Consider the following 2,774-nt stretch of genomic DNA (forward strand, 5'->3'; position numbering starts at 1 on the left):
GACCGCAACCTGCGGATATTCCAGGGACAGACGGTGCCGCAGATAGTGCAGACGCTGCTGCAGGAGAACGGGGTAAACGTGGAGACGCGGCTGGGCAGCAGCTACCGGGTGTGGGAGTACTGCGTGCAGTACCAGGAGAGCAGCTTCGACTTCATCAGCCGGCTGATGGAGCTGGAGGGGATTTACTACTGGTTCCGCCACGAGGCGGAGCGTCACGTGATGGTGCTGTGCGACGGGGCGGACCAGCACGAGGCGTTCGCGGGCTATGAGACGATACCGTACCACGTGACGGCGTCGGGGGGGAGCGTGACGGAGGAGGGCATCAGCCAGTGGTCGCTGTGCGAGAGCGTGACGCCGGGGATGTACAGCACGGACGACTACGACTTCCGCAAGCCGAACGCGTGGATGCTGCAGGCGCGGCAGAACCCGGTGTCGCCGGTGCCGGGTGCGGTGGACGTGTACGACTGGCCGGGCCATTTTGTCGACCACAGCCACGGGGAGTTTTACACGCGCATCCGTCAGGAGGTGTGGCAGGTGGCGCACCACAGCGTGAGCGGAACGGGGACGGCGACGGGCATCGCGCCGGGGTACCGGTTCGGCATCGTGAACGCGCCGCACTTCAGCGACAACGGGGAGTACCTGGTGACGTCGGCGCGGTACGACTTCGAGGAGAATGAGTACGCGAGCGGCGGCGGCGGAGCGCGGCACAACATCGCGTTCACGGTGCTGCCGTCGTCGGTGACGTACCGCGCGGAGCCGGCGACGGCGTGGCCGAAGACGCACGGTCCGCAGACGGCGAAGGTGGTGGGCCCGGCGGGGGAGTCAATCTGGACGGACCGCTACGGCCGGGTGAAGGTGAAGTTCCACTGGGACCGCCTGGCGAAGGGCGACGACACGAGCTCGTGCTGGGTGCGGGTGTCAAGCGCGTGGGCGGGCCAGGGCTTCGGCGGGGTGCAGATCCCGCGCGTTGGTGATGAAGTTGTTGTAGACTTCATCAACGGTGATCCTGACCGCCCGATAATTACCGGGCGCGTATATAACGAAGCGAGTATGCCACCCTGGAACCTTCCCGAAGACGCCACGCGCATGGGCTTTATGACGCGCAGTAAAGATGGCCATAATGACAACGCCAGCTTCCTGTTCTTTGAGGACAAGCCGGGCGGTGAGCTGCTTAATATGCATGCTGAAAAAGACATGAACATTTCGGTGGAGAATGACAAGACCGTATCAATAGACGGTTGCCGCACGACAAAGATCGGCAAAGATCAAAGCGATGAGATCACTGGCGATGCAACTTTCCACTACAAGCAGAAGCGCACAACGACGGTTGACGATGTTGAGCTGAAAAACTTTAATAATAGTGAGGTTGTAAACATAAAAGAAGGGCGTCACCTGACTATTAGCAGTAAAGGTGAACTTAACGAAATCACTGGTGATCAGAAAACGCGCATTTCTCAGGGAAATCAAGACACAACTATTGAAGACGGGGATTTAAACACAGATGTTAATTCTGGCGGGCGTAACACAGTAATTCAGAATGGCGATAATTTAACTATTAACTCTGGTGGGCAACATAATAAAGTCGTCGGTGGTGTTACCACTAAAATTCTTGGTGGTTGGACGCAGGAAATTGTTACTGGTGAGGCCATGATTACTTCACCTAATAAAATAACGATCAAAAGTTCTGATGAAGTTAACATTGATACCCCGTGGGCTGTTGAGTGGAAAGGAAAGCAAGTTGCATTTACAGGAACGGCCGCTTCCTTCACCGCTTCGAATTTTGGTATGACTGGTTTTAAAATGGAAAACAATCCGGTTGTTATTTTTTACAATAAAGGCTTCAAATTTAGGGTCGGATCTGGTGAAGCCACTACTGTAACTATAGCGATAAAAAACGCAGCTCTACAAATGTTCAACTAGGAGTTTTTAATGTTTGATTTTTCAAGTTTCCCTCGAGCCATTCATACTATTATATTTTCAGTGTTAGGTTGTGTAATCATCTTCTCCATTATTAAAGAGGTGAAAAATAAGTTTACCTCTGATAAGACACTAAATGAAATAGTTTATGCTAATGCAAAAATTAAAAAAGTAGACTACCTGGATCAGGTTATGGATAGTGATAGGTTAAAGGTGAATTATGAGTTCGTAACTAAAGATGGCTTCTCTGTAACAAAAAGTGAAATAATAACTGTTAAGAGAAACGAATCAAATAAGTATATGGCTGGGAATGAAATTATGATTGGTTATAAAAAGGGGGACGTAAAAAACTCAAAAATATCATTATAAACGTAAGCTAATTTATACCGTGCTAAATCAATTCATGTTATATGGCCTCTATTGTGAGTTGTTATATTAACAATACTTACATCAGAGGTTTTTAGGGCTATTTTGCATGATGAACTCATGATTATGGTGTTTAAATATATGTCAGGTTTTTTTATGAAAGAGGGATATAGGGTTAATGCTAATGTATCATTCAGAAGACAAAGTAGACTTCATATGAATGGCAATCAAATCATTGAAATTTAATAAAAAGGTTAAGATTTAACTGTAAATTAATGTTTGTTGGAAAAACTTTAAACATGGTTTTTATTAATCTTAACTGCTATCAGTTGGGCTTAATTTGGTGAGGGGGTAAAATAAAATAACTAAACTAGTCTTTACTAAGGATAACAACCAAAAGTTAATGCAAATGAATGATTGAATAAACACTGTGGTAACTGATATGACTGGCTAAATGACTTTTTGGGTTTGTTTTTTAATAATGTTATTTT

At 47.5% G+C, this 2,774-nt stretch carries 2 protein-coding genes; both read left to right on the forward strand.

Translation table 11 applies throughout. From position 1 onward, the window contains the following. A partial coding sequence (gene tssI / locus ERD80_RS18995) for a type VI secretion system tip protein TssI/VgrG (RefSeq protein ID WP_136548073.1) occupies positions 1 to 1,920 on the forward strand: 1,920 nt, incomplete at its 5' end. 9 nt (positions 1,921 to 1,929) lie between these two features. Continuing rightward, positions 1,930 to 2,286 (forward strand): hypothetical protein, encoded by a 357-nt coding sequence (locus ERD80_RS19000; RefSeq protein WP_058771456.1) that lies wholly within the window; start codon positions 1,930 to 1,932, stop codon positions 2,284 to 2,286. Positions 2,287 to 2,774 lie beyond the last annotated feature (488 nt).

It is taken from the genome of Pantoea sp. R102, from assembly GCF_004916815.1.
Classification (GTDB): Bacteria; Pseudomonadota; Gammaproteobacteria; order Enterobacterales; family Enterobacteriaceae; genus Pantoea; species Pantoea dispersa.

Coding starts and splice junctions, on each gene's coding strand:
- ERD80_RS19000 (WP_058771456.1), top strand. CDS start 1,930: ATGTTTGATTTTTCAAGTTTCCCTCGAGCCATTCATACTATTATATTT.